Source organism: Rhizobium sp. Pop5 (genome assembly GCF_024721175.1).
Classification (GTDB): domain Bacteria; phylum Pseudomonadota; class Alphaproteobacteria; order Rhizobiales; family Rhizobiaceae; genus Rhizobium.
Genome location: NZ_CP099402.1, coordinates 227,022 through 248,617 on the forward strand (window position 1 = coordinate 227,022; position 21,596 = coordinate 248,617).

A 21,596-nucleotide genomic window follows, 5' to 3' on the forward strand; every position below is an offset into this window, starting at 1 on the left:
CTATCGCGTGGCTTCCGAAACAGGAAGGCCGACGGCCGGAACAGGCAGAGGCGCATAGGCCGTTTGCGCGGGTCTTGTGCTGGGCATGCTCCTCGATCCGCCGGAGAGCTTCCACTCGAAATAAGCGATCGTTTTCTCAAGCCCTTCACGCAGGCTCACCGTCGGCTGCCAGCCCAGTTCTTGCTTGGCGCGGCTGATATCCGGTTTGCGCTGCGTCGGATCGTCGATCGGCAGAGGCTTGAAGACAATGCCTGACTTCGACCCCGTCATTTCGACGACCATTTCGGCCAGTTCCCGGACCTGAAACTCGCCAGGATTGCCGAGATTGATCGGGCCTGTGACCCCGGCCGGCGCGCCCATCAGGCGAATGAAGCCTTCAATCAGGTCATCCACATAGCAGAAGGAGCGTGTTTGCGTGCCGTTTCCGAAGATGGTGATCGGCTCGTTTTGAAGCGCCTGAACGATGAAGTTGGAGACGACGCGGCCGTCATTGGTCTGCATGCGCGGCCCGTAGGTATTGAAAATCCGAGCGACGCGGATTTCGACGCCATATTGACGATGATAGTCGAAGAACAGCGTCTCGGCGCAGCGCTTGCCTTCGTCGTAGCAGGCACGGGGACCGATCGGATTGACGCTGCCTCGATACTCCTCGGGCTGCGGATGGACCGCCGGGTCGCCGTAAACTTCGCTCGTGGACGCCTGGAAGATCTTCGCCTTGGTGCGTTTGGCCAAGCCGAGCATATTGATGGCGCCGTGCACATTGGTCTTCACGGTCTGCACGGGATCGTGCTGATAGTGGACCGGAGATGCCGGGCAGGCAAGGTTGAAGATCTCGTCGACCTCCACATAGAGCGGGAAGGTGATGTCATGGCGGAGGATCTCAAAGCGAGGATCGTCAAGGAGATGCAGCACATTGTCACGCGAACCGGTGTAGTAATTGTCCACGCAGAGGACGTCATTGCCCTCTCTCAAAAGCCTTTCGCACAGGAAAGACCCCAGAAAACCGGTGCCGCCGGTAACCATAATTCGCTTGTGTCCGTGCATTGGTGTGCTCCGTTGTTGATGATTGCCTTCAAGACGAGAAACAGGTCAGCAAGCTCCCTTGCCCTTTAGGACCGCGGGAATTGTGCTGAGAAGGATGTGGAAATCGAACCACAAGGATCGGTTGTCGATGTAGAACTCGTCGAGTTGCTGCTGCCGCTCGATATCGGCATCGCTTCGTTCGGATATTTGCCAAAGGCCCGTGAGTCCCGGCGTGACGGACCGGCGTTTGTCTCGAAATTCGCTGTCCATCGCCGAAAGGTGATACTCCGGAAACGGGCGTGGTCCGACGAACGCCATCTGGCCTGCCATGATGTTCGCCAATTGCGGGAGCTCGTCGATGCTCGAAGAGCGCAGCATATGTCCTATGACGGGAAGGACGCGCGGGTCGTCCTTGAGCTTGAAGTGGCTCAGCCACTCCGCACGCATGGCAGGATTGTCCCGGAACAATGCTTCAAGGCGCTGTTCCGCATCCTGGTACATCGTCCGCAATTTCAGAACGTGCACCGGCTTGCCGGACCGTCCTTCCCTGGTATGCCGGAAGAAGACGGGGCCCGGATCGATGGCGTAGATTGCGGCCGCTGCAAACGCGATGAATGGCGTGACCACGATCGCTGCAGGGATGGCGATTGCGAGATCGAAGATCCGGCGAACCAGATCCGAGTTGAACGAACTCCCGCTGGTGGTCAGGCGAATACCGATCTCTCCGCCGACATCGGCATGTCGCAATCCGCTTACCTTGAGGTTCGGAGTGTCGCACAGCAAGATAACTTCGGCGAACTTCCGACGCATCGCCGCCAAGTCGGGCACAAGCGAGTCTGCGTCGCCCGCAATGATGGCAATGGATGGTCCGCCATCGGGCAACTCCTCAAAACTGTCGGGAGAAAAGGGCTCCGGCCTGATGCCGGACTGCCAGTGGTCCTTGAAATGCGCCACAAGCGCGGGAGTAAGGTTGCGCCCCGCTATGATAACCGCGGGCTCCCCCCACACTCCAAGTCTAAAGCACAGGCCTCGTGCAAGCCAATGTAGAAGTGGCTGAATCATCAGCCCAAGGCCGAGGAACGCAATTACTGCAAGCAGCAGCCCTCCCGCCTCCGGCAGGATAATTGCTGCGAATGCCGTCAGGACAGCCACCTTGACGGCGGCTATGGTGCGCCGCCGCAGATGTTCGTGGTCATGCAGCCGATATCCAGGATAGAGGCCGGCCGATGCGTAAAGAACGATTGCTGACAGTGCCGCGATCGTGAACGCACGCTCCGCTATCGTGCTCTCCGAACCACCGGGAAGAAAAGACAGCAGAATAAAATAGGCAACCAAATAGCTTGCAACGTCACCGGCAAACAGAACGGACGATGTTGCAAGCCGAGGAAGCCGGCGCCCTACGGCGACTGAGGTATTCAACTCTGTCCGCAGAAAGGGGTCGCCGGTCTTGACTACCGGCGGCACGGAACCTGCCGGAATCGCCCGCGACGTCGTATCATTTGATTTGGATGCCTTAGAGCGGCCTGTTGTCATCGCTGACGGCGCAAACATGACGCTTTACTCCCCTACTGCATTTGTCCCGACGCACCCGATCCGGAAACGACGTCCTCGATCGGAAACTCCCGAAGTCCCAGTCTCTGGAATGCTGTCAATGAGATGAAGGCTGGCACGACGAGCGCATAGCGCCGCCACAGGCGTCGCGGCTCGCACAGAAGACGAAATGCCCATTCGAAGCCGCTTCTTTGAATGAACCTTGGGGCTTGCCGCTTGAGGCCGGCGTGGAAATCGAATGCAGCTCCGACGCCGATAAGCATCGATGCATCCAGACGATCACGCATGCGCGCCATCCAGAGTTCCTGCTTGGGACTGCTCAGCCCCACCCAGATGATATCGGCGCCGGATCGGTTGAGCCGGTCTGCTATATCGGCTTCCTCTTGCGGTGACAGTTTATGAAAAGGCGGCGCATAGGAGCCGACTATCTCAGCTTCCGGGAATTTCGCGAGGAGGCGGGCCTGCAAGTGCTGCAGCGTCTCGGGCGTTGCGCCATAAAGGAAGTGGCGTATACCCTTCGATGCGCCGGCCTCGAAAACAGACAACATCAGATCAGGTCCGTAGACCCTGTCGCTCTCCAGATGGCCGGCATGCTTCAAGGCCCAGACCAATGGCATGCCGTCGGGGGTCACGAGAAACGCCCGGTTATGGATCGAGCGGAGCTCCGGATCATCCTGGCACCTGATGACGCCGTGTGCGTCGCGAACGCACACATATTCCTTCCTGCCGTCTTCGATGGCTTTTTGAATAAATCCCGTCGCGCTTTTGAGATTAACCGCCGAAATGCGAACCCCAAGGACATTGGTCCATCCCATGGAGTCTTTCGGATTAAGAACTGAAGTCTGTCTGCTGTCTTCTTGTTGCTTTCTCATGACATGCGCTTTCGCGTTCTAAACTGTCATCAGAATATGCTTTCAGGACGTTTGCCTCCATACTTGCAGCTCCAACTATTGGACGTAGATGAGACTTCATATTTCTACGCCTTAGGCCGGGATAAGTTACAATATTAGAGGTAAGGTAATATACCCCTACTACTCGCGCCGTTGCTCTTTTGGATGAGTGCCGTCCAGGAAGAGCGGTTTGCCCTTCTCGAAGCCTCGACAGAAATGGCAATCCAAAAGGCGAGATGACGCCCGGTCGGCGAGCCGTCAGAGCCATCCGACAGGGCCAAGCCGGCCACAGGATCTGGACAGTGGGATATACTTTGTGTCGGCTTATACTTGGCGCAGGAATACTGCTACTCAGCCGGCGCGACAACGCTTCCGGTGTCCGCCCCCGCCTTCTGAAGATCCGGAAGGCTGCCAGATTCTCCCGAACGCATGATCCCCGGATGTATTCGGAAGCTCTTGTCGTTCAAATTGCCGATATAGCGGTTGCGCGCGAACTGTACGTATCCGGCCCCATGGTCAGGAGCGTAGACGTAGGCTGCAAGCCCACTGCTGCTGTCGATCGATACGGTATTGTCCTCGATGCGATTGGGGCCGGCCCATGGCGGACGCCAGCCCCTGCCGGTGCTGTCATCTACGCGGAAAGCCGCGCCCGATCCGTCGGTGATGACGTTTCCCACCACCAGGTTGCTCCAGCCGCCATTGATGCCGATCGCCGTGACGTTGCCCGAGAGCGTGTTTCCCTCGATCCGCAGCCCGCTCGCCTTGCCATCCGTATAGATCGCCCAACTGATGGGAGACGGCCATTCGTTGGTATTCTCATATCGGGGAGGCCAGAAGGTCCCATCGGCCCTGTTCATGAGCTGATCGGTCCCGGTCACGAGATTGGAGCGGATAGTGCTGTTCAGGCGGTCGCCCTGTTCGCCCATCATCTTGATGGCGCCGCCATCCGCCGTCTGCTGATTGGCGTTATGGACCACGTTGTGCTCGATGACGGCGTTGTAAACGGCGTCATTGGACCCCCACAGCGAACCGCCGGCGATCCCGAACTGCGCCGTGTTTTCGATCAGGTTGTCGGCGATCCTGACATTGTCGGCCGCCTGAAACCATATCCCGGCGGTTTCGATATAAGTCTTTCCGATGTCATGGATGTGGTTCGAAAGGATTCTAGCGCCGCTCGACTTGCCGAACGTGCCGTAATTCGTGCCGACGTAAATGCCGTTGCCGGCCACGTCAGCAATCACATTGCCGGCAATCAATGCATCCTTGCTTTCCGTCACATGCAGCCCGACGCCGACATTTTCGATCGTGTTGCCGAGAATCCTGACGCCATCGGCGTGCTCGATCCGTATGGCGCCAAATCCTCTGGTCTCGGTGTAGAACTTGCCGCTGCCGTCAGGGGCTCCATCCCTGAGCTCCAGCCCTGAAATAACCATGCCGCCGGCGCCGTCCAACCTGAAGAATGTCGGCAGAATCCCTGCAACAACGACGGAGTCGGATAAGGCCCGATCGACAGGGATATAATAAAGCTCGCCCGCGGCGGGGTCGTACCACCACTCCCCTGCTGCATCGAGCAAGGCCTTGGCTCCGGTCAGGAAATAGCGGCTGCCTTCTGCGGTAAAGAAGTAGTCCGTGCCTTTCGTTTGGACCGTCCGGCCCGCACGATCGATGGACACGACAGGAAGTGTATCATTGCCCCACTGGCTTCCAGGTTGATACCCTCCAACGATGTTCACGACCAGGCCACCTGGATCGTCCATCGCCGGAAGATCGCCGGCATGGAAACAAAAGCGCGTGTTTGCCTGCCGCGCGGCGATGGCAGGCTCGCACTTGGCGGCAAACAGCCACCCCTTGCGTGGATCGCCGTCAGCGGGGGCGTTGGGGAAACGCGCCCGTGTTTGGCGTATCCCGTTGACGAAGAGGTCACCCACGCCGTTACCCCCCGGCAATTTCAGCGGCGCCGTCCAGCGCCCATCCGGCTGCCGTGCCCAGTCGACCACGCGCAGCCCGCCGTGCAAGATCGGCGCTTCATTGCATCTTGCCGTGAGGATCAAGCCTGCATCGCGGGCATCGAAGACGATCGGCTGAGTGAGGTAGTAATCGCCTTTACCGAGCGCGATCGTATTGCTGCCGCCCCTCTCGCGGGCAGCATCGCGCGCTCTTTCGATGCTGGCGAAGGGGCCGTCGTCTCCCTGCTCACTTGCGGTCGCAAGAAGGCCGCTCCAGGTGTCTTTGCCATCAGGAGAAACGTAAAATATCGTCCGCGTCCCGGTGCCGCCGCTCAACAGGCCGCTTAAGGAGGTCCCATCCAGCTTGTCTGACGAAGTCGCGGGAGCTTCCGCGCAAGTCGCCTCCCTGACAAGCATCTGAAGGCGTTCGGGCACATCTATCTCCGTCCCGGCCGGAGCCGGATTACCGGACTGCGGAGAGAGCAGGACAGGCAAAATGCTGAGCATCACTCCGAAACGCGGCCTCATGAGATCTGCAGCCCGCTTGCAAGGCTTGGCGAGGGCGCCTGCCAGGATGTCGAACGGCTGACCGAAACGACGGGCGCGTACAGCGAAAACATGATGATGGCTGCGGTAAACAGGATGAAGATGGCGTCGTTCTGAACCAGAAAGAAACTCTCGGTCAGGTTCATCACCAGGATCATGATGGTCAGGACATTGAGCCACAGCCATCCATATTGGGGATCATGGCATTGAAGGACCGCGCCCTGGCGGATTGCACGCAGAAGCATCAGAACAAACGGGACCATTCCCATGACTCCAAAGCTCAACAGGATATCGCGGTATCCATTATGCGCGTGGGGTGCTGCCCATCCCAATTTCAGCCATATGTGCGTCGCCTGGGGGTTATCGACTGTCCAGAAAGCCTGGTAGCCATAGCCGAGCATCCAGCGATCGGATATTTCGACATCGACCAGCTCCCACAATGGCACCCGGCCGGTCAAAGTCGCGTCCTTGCCGAGCGCTTCAAGGGCCGGAACCAGGAACTCGTGCAGCGAAATCAGAATGCCGACAGCCAGCTGAACGAAAAACAGAACGACGACGACGCGGCCGATGCTGCTGCTTTTCTTCAGAAGGGTGTAAAAGCCGATCAGGCAATAGGACGCCGACGTTGCAATGATGGCGGTCATCGATCCGGAGCTTGCAAGGCAGATGATCCCCGCGGCCAAAAAGACGAAGGCGGTTCGCCGCAGGCCGAGCGTCCTGTCGAGCAGGACCGCCGTGGCCACCAGGATCATCAGGCACGCGTACCAGCCCAGAACGTTCTTGTGAATGAAGACGCCCCGCATGGCGCCGTCCGGCATGTTGGCGAGGCTTGGCGACACCACGGAGATGACCACGCTGAAGAGGATACAGCCTCCGAAGGTCACGAACAGCAGGAACAGCAACTGCCTTGGGGTGAAACGTATCGCCAGAACGTAGGAAAGAAGCACGCAAAACAAAAGGCCGATTGCACGCCGCAAGCTCGTCGTCGGGTCTATTGACCACATCGTCGACAGAAATGGCATGACCAGGATCATGGGAACGATCAGGTTTCGCCTGAGCGCCAGTAGAAACTGGGGAAAATTGCGTATCAGGATAATAATCGTAAATATGTAGACCGGGAAACAAGGAAGCCGAAGGATGGATTTGGCAGATCTCGCTGAGCGTTCCATCGGAATCTGCGAGGATCAGCGGCAGGAAGGCGCCTGCCTGAAGAAAAATGGATATGCCGGCGCCCCAGCATTCTATAGCCCGCCAACTGATGGTTGGTCCGACGGCAGTTCTGAGGCTATCTACTCTCATTATCCGTCTCGACTGATCAGAACAGACAAGCGACTATGGATCGCGGCGGATCAAAAACAGATGCCGGCCTTCGTGGCGGCGCCGCTCTCAAGCAATCACCCAGCCATATCCGCAGTCAACCTGTCCTAGCGAAGGGCGGGCTACGCCTAATGCACCTCCGCTCCACCCAAAGACGATGTTGCGCCTAAGCTTTCAGCCGGCAATCACCCAAAAGACGGGTCTTCATGCCCACGCATTGCCCTTAAGAGCAGATGTTGCACGTCTCCGTTCACCGGTACCGTGGCGATGAATGTCTTGTGATGCGTGGCCAGCAAGCCGCGGCTTCACTGGAATGAGGCAATAATTCTGTCAGAGGCTCTCTCTGCAGTCGAAGCCTGGAAGGTTAGGATTGCTATGTTTCTGCGTCATGATCCTAGTTCTCTGTGCGACACGACGAGCGCCGCACGCGTCGTGGCATTGTCAGCAGCATTCTCATCGGCTCTGCGCGAGATACCGTTCGGCCGACACGGGACTCTGGTCGATCTCTTGAGCAACTTTGTACCGCTGTGCAGCGGTGCATCGCAGCAACCTGCCTGAGGGCTCGCCATGGAGCGGCCGGCTGTCAGTGTCCTCATCAATAATTATAACTACGCCCGCTTCATCGGGCGGGCGATAGACAGCGTGTTGAGCCAGGATGCTGGCAATGTCGAGATCATCGTCGTCGATGACGGCTCTACCGACCAGTCGCGGTCTGTTCTGGAAGCCTATGGCAGCCGGGTGAAGGCGATCTTCCAGGAGAACGCAGGACAGGCCGTTGCGATCAACACCGCTGTCGCATCAAGCACGGGCGAGATCCTCTGCTTTCTCGATGCCGACGACTGGTGGGCGCCGGGCAAGCTGTCGGCGACCGCCGCGGCGTTCCGCGCAAACTCTCAGGCTTCGCTCGTCTATCACCGGCTGCAGCCGACGCTCGTCGACGGCACGCTGACGTCCAAGCCGATCCCCCGGACCCTGTGTTCAGGGGCCTTGTCGCCGCTGCTCACCAGGTCGGCCGGCTGGTGGCCGTTTCCGATGACGTCGGCCGTCTCGGTACGACGCAGCGCTTGGAATGTCGCGGGCAACATTCCCGAACAATTCCGCATTTCGGCCGACGCCTGGCTCGTGGGGATCTATCCTTTTCTGGGGGATGTCATTGCCATGCCGGATCCGCTTGGATTCTACCGCATCCACAATAACAACTGGTATCGCTCGACCGAGGATGCCGCAACCCTGAGGCGGCGGATGACGCACTGGCAGCGGACCGTTGAAGCAACGAACCTGTTTCTCTCAGCCCATGCGCTGCCGGCAAGGCTGCATCTGACGGATCACTATCCCTATCGCATCGCGTCGGCGAAGCTGCAGGGAGCCGATGCGCGCACGCGGTTCAAGCTTGCCGTCGAGGGGCTCTTCTTTGCCGGCGAACCGAACCTGCTCAGGCGGCTGCGCGATAGTTTGCGCTCGGCGCGCAGCCTGTCACGGCTCGGCCTCAACGCCGGCCTGTCGGAGGCCGTGAAATGAAGGCGTTGCTGTTGGTTTCCGAACTGGAAGACTACACCATCTCCTTCGCCGGCGGCGTCGCCCAACACCTGAATGTCGTGCTTGCCGTGCCGCGCCGGCGCTATGCGCATCTCGCCTCTTCCATCGATCCAGCTGTTGACCTGCACCTTCTGGACTGGCCGAGACACCGCTCTCTCTCCAATCCCTGGTTTCTGTACCAGCTTACGCGCCTGATCCGGCGGGAGCGGCCGAACCTCATCCATCTCCTCAGCAATTCCACACTTTGGCTGAACCTCGCCGTGCCGTTCTGGCGCCCGATCCCGGTTGTGACAACCGTTCATGACGTGCAAATCCATCCCGGCGATTCCGATACGCGTACGCTGCCCGGCTGGGCCCCCGAACTGATGGTGAAGCAGTCCGAACATCTTGTCGTCCACGGCGAGGGACTGAAGCGGCTGATCCTCGATCGATATTCGAAATCGCCGGACCATGTCCATGTCCTGTCGCATCCCTCCATCCTTCGCTATGCGGAACTCGCCCGGCAACAGAAAATGACGCCGCGGCAAGCGGATGGAGCGATCCGCGTCCTGCTCTTCGGACGGATTTTTGCCTATAAGGGCCTGGAACACCTGGTCCGGGCCGAGGCGATGCTCAAGGACGTGCTTCCCAACCTGCAAATCACGGTCGCGGGCCGGGGCGACAATCCGTTGGTATTCCAGTCGCTTATGGGGGATGCCAGCCGTTACGACATTCGCAATCGCTTCATCGAGGATGCAGAGGTCGCCCAGCTTTTCCTGGATACCGACATCGTCGTGCTTCCCTATACGGAAGCATCTCAAAGCGGGGTGCTCAACCTTGCCGCCGCGTTCGGCAAACCGGTCATCGTTACCGACGTCGGCGAGTTGCGGGACACGGTTCAGCCCAACGCGTTGGGATTGGTGGTCCCTCCCGGAGATGCCAAAGAGCTCGCGGAAGCGATCAGGACGTTGGCAGACAACGGCGCGCTTAGAAACATTTTCGGTGACAATGCGCTCGAATGGGCCAAGGGACCGAATTCGCCTGAACGGGTCGGCGCCCAGGCCGCGGCGGTTTATCGGGAGGTGGTCGGATCATGCTGATGGAGGCCATCACGGACAGAAATCGAATGGCTGCACGGAGCGCGGCGAGCGTTCGCCACTATGTTCCGGGCGGCTGCGAGAATGGCGGCGGCATTGGGAGGCTGGTCGGCTATATAACGGAGACAGCCAAAGAGACCGGCGCGAAGCATTTCGTCACCGATACCAGAGGGCCTCGCTGGTCGAAGCTGTCCTCACCCGCACGCCTGCTCGGCGCCATCCTGACGATGGCAAAGGACCGGATCGCTGCACCGGACCGCATTCATCATATCCATATCGCCGGCCGCGGCAGCACCTCGCGAAAACTGATCCTGACGGAGGCTGCCCGCTTGTTCGGGTGCTGCCACATGCTGCACCTGCACGACTACGATTACGCCGGCGACTTTGCGCAACGCTCGCCGCGGCAGCAGCGGCTCATACGCCGGATGTTTCAGGGCGCCGATCGCGTTGTGGCGCTGGGCGAGCGCGATCGCATGACGCTGACGACACTTCTTGGCGTCGACGAGCGCCGTGCGGTGGTGGCCAACAACTGCGTTCCCGATCCCGGGGCGCACAATATTCGCGTGGGCGAAACACCGTTGATCATTTTCCTCGGACGGTTGAGCGAACGCAAAGGTGTCACCGAGCTTCTGCTGGCGCTCAGCCACCCGGTCATGAAAGAACTCCGGTGGAGGGCTGTGCTGGCAGGCGACGGACCTGTCGAGGATTATCGCCGTCAGGCCGACGCCATGGCGCTTTCGGATCGGGTCGAGATGCCCGGCTGGCTTGACGCCGGTGCGGCGCGGGCGCTCTGCGCGCGTGCCGATATACTGGTCTTGCCGTCGCACGCCGAAGGTCTGGCAATGGCCGTGCTCGAAGGGCTGTCCCACGGGCTCGCGGTCGTTACCACCCGTGTCGGGGCGCATGAGGAAGTCATTACCGACGGCGAAACCGGAATCTTCGTGCCCGTCGGAGACCCGAATGCCCTGGCTGCCGCCCTGGCGAAGCTGGTGTCCGACCCTGAAATCCGCATCCGCCTCGCGGCCCAGGGGCGCACACATTACCTCAACCACTTCAGCATGAGGGCCTATATGCGGTCACTCGAGAAACTTTACGAAACCGTTTCCGCGAAACCTCAAGCAATGGTCGGCGCACGATGACAATTTCCACTGTTCCGCCGGACCGCAATCTTCCGATCTCGACGATGCGCTATGATCCTCGCTTTCAGGCTGAGACCAAGGCTGACAATTTCGATCTGGCATCCATCGCCGGTCTCGTCAGGCGAAAAATGATCTTGATCATCGCGATATCAGGGCTGCTGATGGCGCCCGCGGCGATGATGATCTCTGGGATGAAGCCCACCTATCAGGCTTGGGCCCGATTGATTGTCCAGCAGCCGCTCGCGACATCGCTTGGTACTGGTGATACCAGCCGCGGTGATCTGCTTGACGTGAAATCGGAGACTGAGCGGCTTCTATCCAGGGGCATCGCAGAGCGGGTCGTCCGCGACATGCGGCTTGACGCGCTGAAGGAATTCAATCCAGCGCTGCGCAAGATCTCGTTGACTGACCGAATCCGGGCAAGGTTGCGCGATCTTTTCGACGCCGGAAAAAACACTGCGCCGGTACGAGACAACATCGACGCCACCATCCAGGAATTTTATCAGGCGCTCGGCGTATGGCACGAAGACAAGAGTGAAGTTATCCAGATCAGCTTCACCGCGAAGGACGCCGAACTTGCAGCCGCGGTTCCGAACCGGCTCATCCGCATCTACCTCGATGAACGGAGGGACAGTGTCCGTGGCCGCCTGGATGCAGCGGAAGAATGGATCCGGCAGCGCATCTCCGAGCAGCAGGGTCGCGCGGATATTGCTCGCGAGGCTGCCCGCAACTATCAGGAATCGATGGACATCATCTCGAAAGAGGACGCTCAGGACGAACGTATCAAAACGCTCCTGGAACTCACTGGCCGCGAAGGGAAGATCGAGGAAAGCCGGGTTGAGGTAAAGGCGACGATTTCAGCGCTGGAGGCAACGGACAACGCATCGGTTGCGGTGCAGAACGTCATCGTCCCCGAAAGCATCACCACAAGGCAACGCGATCTTCACGCACAGGAGCAAGATCTCGCCCGTCTTCTTCAGACATACGACAGCAATGCCGAGGCCGTGGTGGATTTACGGGGGAAGATCCAGCAATCCCGCATCGATCTCGACCTTGCGACCAAACAATATCTCCAAGCAATGCGCGCCAAGCTCGCCGCACTCGATCATGAAGCCAACGCGGTGCAATCCATCCTGGCGGTTGCTGAGGAAAAACGCACACGCGATGCCCTCGCGCAGACCGAATTGACGCGGCTGCAGCGGATTGCCGAAAAGGAACAGGGGTCACTCGACAAGCTTGAGGACCAGCGTCGCGACCTTGCCGCCAAGGCCAGGCTGCCGGGCGCGGAATTGGAGGTTTTTTCACCGGCTTCAGTGCCGCTCGCGCCACAGGGACGTGGACGGCTCTTCTATCTGGTGGGCGCTCTCATCGCTTCAGTCTCGGCAGCGGTAACGGCTGCTTTCGTGATCGAAATGTGGGATCGGTCGGTCCGCAGTTTCGACCAAATAGCTGGAATAGCGCGCACGATACCGGCCGGCCTCATCCCGCGTCTGGCGCAGCGGGAAAATCCGAAAACGATGTTCGAACATATGCCGGTTCCGATATTCGACGAAGCAATCCGCACCGTGGTGCTTTCACTCAAGCAGTCCAATGGCGGCAAGTTGCCGAACAGCATCGTCGTTACCTCGGCTCACAGCGGAGAAGGCAAGTCACTTGTCGCGAGATCGCTGGCTATCGAACTTGCGGCCGCCGCCATTCCGGTGCTGCTGGTCGATGGCGACCTTAGGCGGGGAAAACTCGATTCGTTTTTCAGATCGGGGGTCATGTACGGACTGAACGAATTCCTGAATGGTCAGGCCGATCTCCGCGACATCGTCTACCGCCATCCAAGCGGTATCGACTTCATTCCATCCGGAAAATTCAGTCTCCAGCGGCGCACCGGCCCGACCCGCCTCGCAGAAATCATCGAGACGGCGAGCGCGGCCGGCCGGATTGTCATCTTCGACAGCGCCCCTGTGCTCGCCTCGACAGATACCGTGCATATGACTGCCCTGGCGGAAAGAACACTGGCCGTTGTCAGATGGGGAAAAACGAGCCGCCGAGCCGTCGAGTTCGGCCTGCAACAAATGAAAAGCTCGCGAAATTCGGAAATCATCGTTGCGATCAACGGGGTAGATGTCAAGAAACACGCTTTGTACAACTTCAGTGACTCAGAGCTTTTTTCGAAATCCCTGATGAAATACTACAAACTGAAAGCCTAAATACATCAAACGCAGGCGTTTTCTTCTGAACGAGTATTTGAGTTGGAGGGGAATCCATGGATACGGGAATGAGAAAAACCGGCAAGCAGCTGGTAGCGGAGATGGTCCGGGAGGACCTGAAAGTGATGGCACGAAATGTTCCGTCGGTTGGTGTTACCAAAGGCTTTGCCTATGCCTGAGGTGATCTACAGCCTTGCCGGAAAAAGGGTCTATGTCGCCGGCCATCGCGGCATGGTGGGTTCTGCAATCGTGCGGCGTCTCGCTTCCGAGGGCTGCGAGATTTTGACCGCCACCCGCGCCGAGGTCGATCTCAGACGGCAGGACGAGGTGGAGGCCTGGATGAGTGAGAATCGTCCCGACGCTGTCTTCCTGGCTGCTGCGCGGGTCGGCGGTATTCTCGCGAACGCTACCTATCCGGCCGACTTCCTGTACGACAACTTGATTCTTCAAGCGAATGTGATCCACGCAGCCCATAAGGCGGACGTCGAAAAACTGATGTTTCTGGGCTCTTCCTGCATCTATCCGAAATTCGCCGCTCAGCCGATCGTCGAGGATTCACTTCTGGCTGGATCGCTCGAGCCCACGAATGAATGGTATGCGATTGCCAAAATTGCCGGATTAAAGCTCTGCCAAGCCTATCGCAAACAGCACGGCAGAGATTTCATCTCGGCCATGCCGACCAATCTTTATGGTCCGGGGGACAATTTCGACCTCGGGTCAAGCCATGTCATGCCGGCGCTCATACGCAAGGCGCATGAGGCCAAGGTCAACCGGCAGAACGATATATGCATCTGGGGCACCGGCACGCCGCGGCGCGAATTCCTGCACGTCGACGATTGCGCCGACGCCTGCCTCCATCTCATGAAAAGCTATTCCGCCGAAAGTCACGTGAACGTCGGTTCCGGCGAAGACATTTCCATCCTCGAACTGACACGCCTCGTCTCCAAGATCGTCGGTTTCGAAGGCGAGATTACCCGCGACCTCAGCAAGCCGGATGGCACGCCACGTAAACTCCTGAGTGTCGACAAGCTTCACGCCCTGGGCTGGTCTCCCAAGATCGATCTAAAGGAGGGCGTCGCAGACGCCTACCGCTCCTTCCTTGAAGGGCATTATCTCGAGCGAAACAACGAGACCGGATCAGGCGATCTGATCAGCCAAAGCGACATCAGCTTTGAGAAAGCCAAGACTCCGGCGCGGCAGGCGCCCACGCACTCTGCAGTCGCACACCATCCCTAGCGGATAGCGAGTTTGTATGAGGAATAACGAAAGTTTTGTCCGGGGGGACGCATATGCTGGGACCGGTAGAAATCCGGATTGCCGCGCTCATTTTCCTGATAGCGGCCTGGGCCATAATTATCAGCGTGGCAATGGATTTTCTCTCGGTTGATATGCCGACATCGCTTGTCGCGCTCCTAAGAAAATAACCCACGTGGGATGGCTCCGCGGGATTACCGTCGGCTCGACTGCCGGACACCAATCCCTTCGGTAAAGGCGACAGACGCGGCAAACCTCATCGGCCCCGAGCGCTTCCCTAGTCGAAAAGCTCGCCGTGGCCGATCTGTTCCCGTTTGCCGGGCGCGTCGCTGATGGGGGGATCCTCGGCGGGATCGGGATCTTTCTTGTTGGCTTCGTTCAGGAACCGTGCGGCCTCGAGGAGCGCCACCGATATTTCCGCGGTTCCCCATCCGGCTTCGTTGGCGGCTGCCACCAGCTTTTCCAGGGCAGTGCGCGCGGCGGTGGTCGCCTCTTCGAAGCGTTGCGCGGGCGCTTCGGATTTGGGCGGTGGAAAGGTCATCGGCGTTCCCTCCATGGATCTGGCTCTCGGGGATGAACGCGGCTCGGCGGAAATGGATGCACCACTCCCGGTTATTTTGTCAGGTGCGCGGTCTTGTCCCCGGCGTCAGATCACCGTCTGCAGCAGAAAGGGAGAACGCTCCAGCGGCTGCTGGGCGAGAATCCTGAGCATGGCAGGGCCCCGTATGCCGGATGTCGTGCGAGAGCGGCCGTCGTGATAGACCACTGTCATCATCTGGCTGTGAATATCGTAGCGAATCTCCGCGATCGTCCTGGTGTGAATAGGAAAGATGAATTCCTCGGCTTGAGATTCGTGCTTCAATTTTTTCATGCTCATCGCGATGCCCCAACGAAACGATGACGAGCGAAAAGGACAGGCCAAGTCCCCGGCCTTAAGTCCTTTATCGGCGTCCCCAACATGCTTAAAATCGATCAAATATCGAAACGGCGAATTTCGGCATTCCAATCAAAAAGCCTTCCGGCCCATCCCTATCAACCACATCTTGCCGCCATGGTCGCGTGACATCGGCGTGACATGCATTCAGCGCATGGGAACGCAGCGGTGCGTGCTTCGTGAATTTCAACGCCTAAGGGGGCGCTGATGCCTCAATGCAATGTCGTGTGCAGCCCGTATTCCCCAGCCGTCTGCGGCAAACGTTCAGCCTTGTAAGCGAGCGATCGGATGGCTTCGTCGGCGGCGAAGAGCACATTCCTCAGCCGTTCCATCTCGCAATCGAGTTCGTAGAGCTCGATCTCGTCCAAGCCTCCGTCATGGAGCTGGCGCTTCGTCGTCTCGATCAGGCGCTCCGTGCGGCCGACGATATCGAGTGTACTTCGTATGAGGACGTCGAGCATGTTTTTCCCTCACCTAAGAGGAAGCAGCGTCGGTCAAAATCGACAAGCTGGCAATCCTGAAATCTTATTAGACGCCCGCCGGACCATGCCTTGAGATCCCTTCAGTCTTCGTCGAGCGAGAAGACCGGCCGGTAATGGCGCTCGGCGATCAGCAAGCTCCGGTCCGGCTGGATGATGTAGATCTCCTCGACCTGCCGTCCCCATTGATCCGTGAAACTGTGCGGGAAGGACGAGCCCACCGGCGATTTCGTCAATTTCGTCCGAGGCTGACCGTTATAGGTGATGCTGCCGGGAATGGGGGCGAGCCCCGCCGACGAATAACTGCCTGCGCCGGTCGTGCAGCCCGCCAGAAAAATGGCCAGAACCAGCGCCAGTCCCATGCTCCGCTTCATCGAAACCTCCCGCTGTTTCGGCCTCGGCCACCCGCCCAGTATAACAAGCGGCGACGGAGAGTGTCCTTGGAATATCGCGACCGCAGCGGCGAAAAGGAACAACCGTGCCACGGCGTAGTTTGGCTGACAAAGGAGATCTCACATGCTCCCCGAAAAATCGATCCAATGGCCGGTCCAATTCCGGACCGTCCGAGGGCGCCCCCGCAAACCGAACGACCGCCGTGGATCATATCATGGCTGACATCATCGAGGTCGATTTCAAGCTGGTATGGCGATATCCCGTTTTCATTCGCACCGCCGAGAGCGACGAGCAGTGCATCGGAGGCCCGGATGCGGCCCTCGACGCCCTGAACCACGGTTGGTCCACCGTGCGGGGCGGGGGTTATTTCGAAGCGAAGCGGCGCTGCGTCGATGCGCTTCGCAGGCGTGGGAGCGCCGAACTGGCGCGCCAGCGCTTCATTCAGGCCGCTATGGCCGCGGGTGTCCTGGCCTGAGGAGGGGAAAACCACACATTGCTTATGATCATGGCCCGCTTTTGCCGCCGGCATCTCAAAGCTCGTCGCTGCGACGCTTCACGGCGTGCTTGAGAGCCAGCAGATGTCTTCGCCGCTCCAGCATATAGTCGGCATAGCCGACACAGAGGAACAGCAATGTCGGGCCGGCAAAGATGATGATGAGAGCCAATGCAACTAGGATGAATGCGGTCGTCATAGTCTGTTTTCCATCATGGTCGTCATAGGAACCCGGGTAGGTCTTCCGCCCGTCGCTGGTGAGGCTGATTTCTCCCTGGTTCCGCCGAGTCAAACAATTGAAACTCGAGGAGGTTCCCTCGAACGCAAATCGTGCGACGGGTCCATCCGCTCTCAATCACCGCCGCGGTCTTTCCTCCCGCATCGCCGCCGCCACGCGGACAAAGAGCGGGCTCGCCGGCAGATCGCTAAGCGCAACCGACAGCTTCGGCTTCCAGTTCGGATAGCTGTCGCTCGTGCCCGGAATATTCGTCGGATTGTTTTCGTCGGTGAGATCGGCAAGACGGACCGCGACGAGGAGCGACGGAGTTCCGGCAATGAAGCGGTAGGCGCTGACGGTCAGGTCTCTCAGCACGTCCCGGCTTGCCCCTGCGGCAAGTCCGGCAGGCAGGTTCAAGCCGGCAGCCTCGAGTGCCGCCCTGAGATTTCGGCGTTCGCGCTTGCGATGCCTCAGATGCTCCCGGGTGATATCGGGCGGCACGATGGCATGGTCGCACCTGGCCTTGATGTCGGCGCCGCGCCACCAACCAGCCAGGGTCTGATGGTCGTGCGTCGAGATGCAGGCCAAGGCGAGGACGGGATAGGCGTCCGCCGGCCTGAAGCCCTCCTCGTCCTGCTCGTAGGAAAGGATGCGATAGGAAAGGATCCGCGCCGCCTTCAGATCGTCCAGCAGGTCTTGAGGGATCATGCCGAGCGCCTCGCCGATGACGAGGCATCGATGCTCGGCGGAAGCATCCGCGAGGGTCTGCAGGAGCCGATGCTGGGGATAGCTGATATAACCGCCACCGTCCGGCCCGCTTCCTGCCGGCACCAAAAAGAGGCGACGCAGCGCCGGGGCGTGGTCGATGCGGATCGCGCCCGAATATCGCATGGCCGCGTTCAGCATGCGCCGGTAAGGCGACATGTCTCCCGAGGCGATCGCGGAAGGGAGATATCCCGCGAGATGCCAATCCTGCCCGTTCACGGCGAAAGGATCGGGAGGGCTGCCGATCGTGGCTTCCGAGATGTAGACGTTGGGCTCACTCCATGTCGCTGAGCCGTCGAGGGCCTCGCCCACGGCAAGGTCGAGATAGAGCCCGAGCCGCAGGCCGGCCTTGCGTGAGCGCTCCGCCGCCTGCAGCAGCTGCCGGTGAGCGAGCCATTGCAGCCACATGTGGAAGCGGACATCATCGGCGTGGCCGCGCTCGAATTCCCGGACGGCGGGATTGTCGAAGCGCTTGATATCGGCCGGCCATCCCCGCCAGCCGGCACCCCTCCCCTTCTCCGCCATGGATAACGACAGGCATTCGAAGAGAGCATGCAGCCTGAGGCTGTCGCCGCGCTCTGCGACGAAGGCGTCGAAATCATCGGGATCGTAGATCTCGTCGGCCGGTCTGCGCTGCCACCAAGCCGGCCAGAGGCCGCGTAGGGCCTGAAGTTTGGTTTGCGCCACCCCGACATAATCGACAAGATCGGCTCGCCGAAGGCGCTGCAATTGCCGTTCGAGTTCGGGGCTTGCGACAAAACCCGGCAGGCGGTCGACGGCGATATAGAGCGGGTTGAGATGCTGGCGGTTCGAGGGTTCATAGGGACTGCAGCGATCGGGGTCGGCGAGAAACGGCGCATGCAGCGGGTTGAGGCCGATGAAATCGGCGCCGAGCGACCCCGCAAGCTCTGCCATTTCGGCCAGGTCCTGGTAATCGCCGATGCCCCAGTTGCGCGGCGAACGCAGCTCGTAAAGCTGCAGACTGATGCCCCAGATCCGCGTGCCGGCCAGGAAATCCGGCAGAAACGAGGTCGGGATTTTCTGATCCGCCGGCTCCTGCTCCGGCCGTGATGCGCCCGCCTCGGGATCGGCCGCCGCGGGCAATTCGACTTTCAATGCCGACAGGATCTTGCGTTTGGCCGCATTGGAGATCGCCACCTCCCGATTGTCCGGGCTCGGCCTGGTTGGACTGATGCCGTGCCGGCGGGCGAGCTTGTCGAGGTCAGCGGATTTCATCCTTCGATCCCCTTCCCGCATGCGCTCACGCCTCGCTGATGCTCCAGATCACCGTCCAAGGCGCAAGGTCGCCCCCGTCGCGGTGACCCAGACGGAAGATCATCTCCTCCTCGCGCTGTTCCTCGGGAAGCATCGCCGCCTCATTGCCGAGATTGGCGCGCAGATGAAGGCGCCGGTTGCCGGCGAGCCTCCAATCCACCGCGACCGCGCTTCCCGCCGAGCGATAGGCAGCCGCGTTTCCCGCGCCTTTCAGCAGGGGAATGATCTTTCGGTGACGGAGGTCAAGAAGCGTTCTATAGAAATCAAGGGTTCCGGAAGAGGCGAGCTTCGACCAGTCGAGTTTGGCGGCAGCAAAAGTCGAGGGCGCCGTCGGATCGAGAAGGTCCTCGGTATCGAAGCCCGGCAAGCGCGAAAGCTCCTCGCGGCGGCCCTTCCTGACCTTCTCGTTCAACTCCTCATCGAAATCGCAGAAGAAGGGAAAGGGCTCTTCGGCTCGCCACTCCTCGCCCATGAACAACATCGGTATTCCGGGCGCCAGGAGATAGATTGCCGTGACCGCCCTGACGGCATCGGCCGGGCTTGACGCCAAGACACGGTCGCCGAGCGCTCGGTTACCGATCTGGTCATGGTTCTGAATGAAGGATACGAAAGCGGTTGGCGGCAGATGACCGCTCGGCTTGCCGCGGCTTCTCCCACGATAGGGCATATGGTCGCCCTGAAACACGAAGCCTTCCGCCAGCGCCCGGCCGAGATTTCCAGCGTCTGCAGCGTAATCGGCATAATAACCGAACGTCTCGCCCGTGGCAGCGATGTGCAGCACATGATGCACATCGTCGTTCCATTGCGCGGTGAACAGTCCAGCCTCACCGTTTTCGTCGCGCTGCAAGAGATCGCTGTCGTTCTCCTCGTTTTCGACGATCAGATGAACATGGCGATTTCCGGCCGCGGCCCTGACGCGGCGCGCGAGCGCGTGGAGAAGATGCTCGGTGCTGTCATCCCTGATCGCATGGACAGCATCGAAGCGGAAGCCGTCGAGCCTGAACTCGGTGATCCAGTAGATGGCATTCCCGATGATGAATTCGCGGATCATCTCCGAACCGTCGCCATCGTAATTGACGCCGTGGCCCCAGGGTGTCTTGTGATGGTCGGTAAAGAGCGGCGCATAGGCCGGGATGTGGTTTCCGTCGGGCCCGAAGTGGTTGTAGACCACGTCGAGGAAGACGCAGATACCGCGCTCATGCGCCGCATCCACCAGTGCCATGAAGTCTTCCGGCCGTCCGTAGCTCGCATCAGGCGCGTAGGGAAGCACACCATCATAGCCCCAGCCGTAGCGGCCGGGAAATTCGCTGAGCGGCATGATCTGCAACGCCGTGATGCCGAGCGACCGCAGATGATCGAGACGCTCGATCGCGGCCTTGAAAGTGCCCTCCGGCGTGAAGCAGCCGATATGTATCTCGTAGATGACCATCTCTTCCCAGGGCCGACCCATCCAGGCGTCCATCTTCCACCGATAGGAGGAAAGATCGACCACTTCGCTCGGCCCATGCACGTCCTGTGGCTGGAACCGCGAGGCGGGATCGGGAACGTGGCGGCCGTCCGGCAGAAGGAAGCGATAGCGCGTACCGGGACGGGCCTCCGCCACCGCGCACCGGTGCCAGCCGTCTTCTTGCGCCTGCATCGGGCGCGACTCCGCGCCTTCGATCTTCAGCCATATGCTTTCATGCAGGGGAGCCCACAGGCGAAAGAGAATACCCTCTTCGGTGAATGCCGGGCCAAACGTCATTTTGCTCAAGGGAAAGCCTTGGATGAATTGGAATGAGATTGGGGTAACTTTTGACAGGGCAAAAAGTTTCGCCGCTGCAGGCGGACCGCACATCTAACCGGCGGCAATGCCTGCCCCTGCAGATAGAAGGAGTATAATTCCGCTCTGTTAGCAGTAGGATTTTATCCTACTGCGTGCTATGAAATATGCGGAAAAGCAGGAGTGCAACCGATGCGTTCGACGCAACAGATGAGCATTACATTGCCCATGGAAATGGCGAAGCGCGTCAAGCAGCGGGTGTCCGACGGTGACTACGCCTCCGAAAGCGAAGTCATTCGCGAGGGACTTCGGGCGTTGCAAGAACGCGAGAATGCGGTCGAACACTGGCTGCGAACTGAAGTCGCGGCCACCTATGATGTCCATATGGCCGACCCCACCAAGGCCAAACCTCTCGATGAAGTCTGGAAGCGGCTCGAAGCACGCATGGACGAGATCGATCGAGAAGAAGATTGATGAAGCGCTATGATATCCGCCTTACCGCCGAGGCGGAGGTGGATTTGGCGCGCATCTATCGTTTCGTACGCAGGAAATCCGCATCTTCGGTTGTCGCCCGCAATTACGTGGCTCGCATCAAGACCTTTGTGGATGGCTTCGGGACATATCCCGAACGTGGCAGCATTCACGATGACATCCGGCCTGGGTTACGCATTGTCGGCTTTGAACGTCGGGTAAGCGTGGCGTTCGTGGTCAACGCAGCCGAAGTTGTCATCCTCCGCATCCTCTATGCTGGGCAGCAGTTTGAAAGCGATGAAAATTAACCCGGTCGCCAAGCATCCTC

General features: G+C 59.6%; 20 protein-coding genes and 1 pseudogene. 9 read left to right on the forward strand and 12 right to left on the reverse strand.

The window, feature by feature from the left end:
- The 5 genes and pseudogenes from NE852_RS29165 to NE852_RS29185 all read right to left on the reverse strand — a co-directional run bounded on the left by NE852_RS29165 (position 1) and on the right by NE852_RS29185 (position 7,255).
- Positions 1-1,044, reverse strand: coding sequence for a UDP-glucuronic acid decarboxylase family protein (locus tag NE852_RS29165; RefSeq protein ID WP_037173907.1), 1,044 nt, complete (start codon positions 1,042-1,044; stop codon positions 1-3).
- A 45-nt stretch (positions 1,045-1,089) separates the two neighbouring features.
- Positions 1,090-2,574, reverse strand: coding sequence for a sugar transferase (locus tag NE852_RS29170; RefSeq protein ID WP_008532359.1), 1,485 nt, complete (start codon positions 2,572-2,574; stop codon positions 1,090-1,092).
- Between the two features lie 14 nt (positions 2,575-2,588).
- Entirely contained in the window at positions 2,589-3,446 is an 858-nt protein-coding gene (locus tag NE852_RS29175) for a WecB/TagA/CpsF family glycosyltransferase (RefSeq protein ID WP_037173906.1), read from the reverse strand.
- Positions 3,447-3,811: 365 nt separating this feature from the next.
- Positions 3,812-5,938: a right-handed parallel beta-helix repeat-containing protein gene (locus NE852_RS29180; RefSeq protein WP_008532357.1), complete on the reverse strand. Its 2,127-nt coding sequence runs from the start codon at positions 5,936-5,938 to the stop codon at positions 3,812-3,814.
- Positions 5,935-7,255: pseudogene (locus NE852_RS29185) on the reverse strand (O-antigen ligase family protein). Before NE852_RS29185 ends, NE852_RS29180 begins: the two are co-directional and overlap by 4 nt.
- 585 nt (positions 7,256-7,840) lie before the next feature.
- Between NE852_RS29185 and NE852_RS29190 the strand changes: the two are divergent.
- The 6 genes from NE852_RS29190 to NE852_RS29215 are packed head-to-tail and all read left to right on the forward strand — an operon-like array spanning position 7,841 to position 14,461.
- On the forward strand, positions 7,841-8,791 hold the full coding sequence (locus NE852_RS29190) for a glycosyltransferase (RefSeq protein WP_258157146.1): 951 nt from the start codon (positions 7,841-7,843) through the stop codon (positions 8,789-8,791).
- Positions 8,788-9,888: a glycosyltransferase family 4 protein gene (locus NE852_RS29195; protein ID WP_008532353.1), complete on the forward strand. Its 1,101-nt coding sequence runs from the start codon at positions 8,788-8,790 to the stop codon at positions 9,886-9,888. Before NE852_RS29190 ends, NE852_RS29195 begins: the two co-directional genes overlap by 4 nt.
- Positions 9,882-11,024, forward strand: a complete 1,143-nt coding sequence (locus NE852_RS29200; RefSeq protein ID WP_008532352.1) for a glycosyltransferase family 4 protein — start codon at positions 9,882-9,884, stop codon at positions 11,022-11,024. Before NE852_RS29195 ends, NE852_RS29200 begins: the two co-directional genes overlap by 7 nt.
- The gene (locus tag NE852_RS29205) at positions 11,021-13,225 is read left to right on the forward strand and encodes a Wzz/FepE/Etk N-terminal domain-containing protein (RefSeq protein WP_008532350.1); all 2,205 of its coding nucleotides are present in this window, start codon (positions 11,021-11,023) and stop codon (positions 13,223-13,225) included. The genes NE852_RS29200 and NE852_RS29205 overlap by 4 nt, the downstream gene beginning before the upstream one ends.
- 56 nt (positions 13,226-13,281) lie before the next feature.
- Complete coding sequence (locus NE852_RS29210) at positions 13,282-13,404, forward strand: hypothetical protein (RefSeq protein ID WP_008532349.1); 123 nt, start codon at positions 13,282-13,284, stop codon at positions 13,402-13,404.
- Positions 13,397-14,461: a GDP-L-fucose synthase gene (locus NE852_RS29215; protein ID WP_258157147.1), complete on the forward strand. Its 1,065-nt coding sequence runs from the start codon at positions 13,397-13,399 to the stop codon at positions 14,459-14,461. The genes NE852_RS29210 and NE852_RS29215 overlap by 8 nt, the downstream gene beginning before the upstream one ends.
- A 295-nt stretch (positions 14,462-14,756) precedes the next feature.
- Here NE852_RS29215 and NE852_RS29220 read toward each other — a convergent pair whose 3' ends face one another.
- From NE852_RS29220 to NE852_RS29235, 4 genes are all read right to left on the reverse strand, one after another.
- Positions 14,757-15,020 (reverse strand): hypothetical protein, encoded by a 264-nt coding sequence (locus NE852_RS29220; protein WP_037173899.1) that lies wholly within the window; start codon positions 15,018-15,020, stop codon positions 14,757-14,759.
- Positions 15,021-15,125: 105 nt separating this feature from the next.
- The gene (locus NE852_RS29225; protein WP_008532337.1) at positions 15,126-15,356 is read right to left on the reverse strand and encodes a hypothetical protein; all 231 of its coding nucleotides are present in this window, start codon (positions 15,354-15,356) and stop codon (positions 15,126-15,128) included.
- Between the two features lie 269 nt (positions 15,357-15,625).
- Positions 15,626-15,874, reverse strand: coding sequence for a hypothetical protein (locus tag NE852_RS29230; RefSeq protein WP_008532336.1), 249 nt, complete (start codon positions 15,872-15,874; stop codon positions 15,626-15,628).
- 101 nt (positions 15,875-15,975) lie between these two features.
- Positions 15,976-16,266 (reverse strand): hypothetical protein, encoded by a 291-nt coding sequence (locus tag NE852_RS29235; RefSeq protein ID WP_008532335.1) that lies wholly within the window; start codon positions 16,264-16,266, stop codon positions 15,976-15,978.
- 233 nt (positions 16,267-16,499) lie between these two features.
- Between NE852_RS29235 and NE852_RS29240 the strand changes: the two genes are divergently transcribed.
- Positions 16,500-16,760 carry a DUF982 domain-containing protein gene (locus NE852_RS29240; protein ID WP_008532334.1) on the forward strand — a complete coding sequence of 87 codons (261 nt, stop codon included), beginning with the start codon at positions 16,500-16,502 and terminating at the stop codon, positions 16,758-16,760.
- Positions 16,761-16,815: 55 nt separating this feature from the next.
- On the opposite strand, the gene NE852_RS29245 is transcribed toward NE852_RS29240, so the two are convergent.
- From NE852_RS29245 to treZ, 3 genes are all read right to left on the reverse strand, one after another.
- Complete coding sequence (locus NE852_RS29245; RefSeq protein ID WP_008532333.1) at positions 16,816-16,977, reverse strand: hypothetical protein; 162 nt, start codon at positions 16,975-16,977, stop codon at positions 16,816-16,818.
- A 156-nt stretch (positions 16,978-17,133) separates the two neighbouring features.
- The gene (malQ, locus tag NE852_RS29250) at positions 17,134-18,996 is read right to left on the reverse strand and encodes a 4-alpha-glucanotransferase (RefSeq protein ID WP_258157148.1); all 1,863 of its coding nucleotides are present in this window, start codon (positions 18,994-18,996) and stop codon (positions 17,134-17,136) included.
- Between the two features lie 25 nt (positions 18,997-19,021).
- Complete coding sequence (treZ, locus tag NE852_RS29255) at positions 19,022-20,788, reverse strand: malto-oligosyltrehalose trehalohydrolase (RefSeq protein ID WP_037173898.1); 1,767 nt, start codon at positions 20,786-20,788, stop codon at positions 19,022-19,024.
- 201 nt (positions 20,789-20,989) lie between these two features.
- Here treZ and NE852_RS29260 point away from each other — a divergent pair, with 201 nt between their 5' ends.
- Both NE852_RS29260 and NE852_RS29265 read left to right on the forward strand, forming a co-directional pair.
- Entirely contained in the window at positions 20,990-21,271 is a 282-nt protein-coding gene (locus tag NE852_RS29260) for a type II toxin-antitoxin system ParD family antitoxin (protein WP_008536988.1), read from the forward strand.
- Positions 21,271-21,576 (forward strand): type II toxin-antitoxin system RelE/ParE family toxin, encoded by a 306-nt coding sequence (locus NE852_RS29265; RefSeq protein WP_008536986.1) that lies wholly within the window; start codon positions 21,271-21,273, stop codon positions 21,574-21,576. The genes NE852_RS29260 and NE852_RS29265 overlap by 1 nt, the downstream gene beginning before the upstream one ends.
- The last annotated feature ends 20 nt before the right edge of the window (positions 21,577-21,596 follow it).